We start from the raw sequence: 974 nt of genomic DNA on the forward strand, positions 1-974 counted from the left end.
TTGCTGGTTCACACCCTACTCCCATGTTCATATTTTCAACATGTCAGTATAGACATGTCATAAGAATGAACACTTATTTCAACGACATTCGATTAACTCATTAAATATCAATAAGTTAAATATTGGCACAGCACTTGCTGACAGCCTTGTACCAGCGAGGGCATTCCTGCTGTCGAGTCATTGAACAACAATAAAAGGAAGTCATTCATGAGTGCATCCAAGACCATCCGCCTCGGCCTTATCGGCGCCGGCCGCATGGGCAGCTTTCACGGCCTGACCGCAGCCCGGCACATTCCTGGCGCTTGTCTGGCCGCCATCGCCGACCCGACACCCGGCCAGGCCGCGCGCCTGGCGGCAGAGTTGGGGGTGGCGCGGGTCTATATCGATCCACAGCAATTGCTCGATGACCCGGAGATCGACGCGGTCCTGATCGCCGCCCCAGCCCGCAGCCATGCCGAACTGGTGATCAGCGCCGCCCGCGCTGGCAAGGGTGTGTTCTGTGAAAAACCCATGGCCATCACCCTGGACGAAGCCGACCGCGCCATTGCCGCTGCCGCCGATGCCCGCATCACGCTGCAGGTCGGCTTCAACCGGCGCTTTGCCAGAAGCTTTCGTGCCGCCCACCTGGATGTGCTCGCCGGCCGCATCGGCACGCCGCAACTGCTGCGCTCGCTGACCCGCGACCCGGCGCTGAACAACCCGGCCGCCTCGCCGCAGTGGGTGATTTTTCTCGAAACCCTGATTCATGACTTCGACACCCTACGCTACCTGAACCCGGGCGCCGAAGCCGTAGAGGTGCATGTCATGGCCGATGCCCTGATCGCTCCGGCGTACAAGGACAAGGGCCTGCTGGATACCGCCGTGGTGACGATTCGCTTCGACAACGGCGCCATCGCCACGGCCGAAGCCAACTTCCAGGCGGTGTATGGATACGATGTGCGCGGGGAAGTTTTCGGCAGTGCCGGCATGCTGAC

General features: G+C 60.2%; 1 protein-coding gene. It reads left to right on the top strand.

The window, feature by feature from the left end; translation table 11 throughout:
- Nucleotides 1-207: 207 nt before the first annotated feature.
- On the top strand, nucleotides 208-974 hold a 767-nt coding region (locus M5B96_RS32335; protein ID WP_248801219.1), incomplete at its 3' end, for a Gfo/Idh/MocA family oxidoreductase.

Source organism: Pseudomonas sp. MWU13-2105, from assembly GCF_023242315.1.
Classification (GTDB): Bacteria; Pseudomonadota; Gammaproteobacteria; order Pseudomonadales; family Pseudomonadaceae; genus Aquipseudomonas.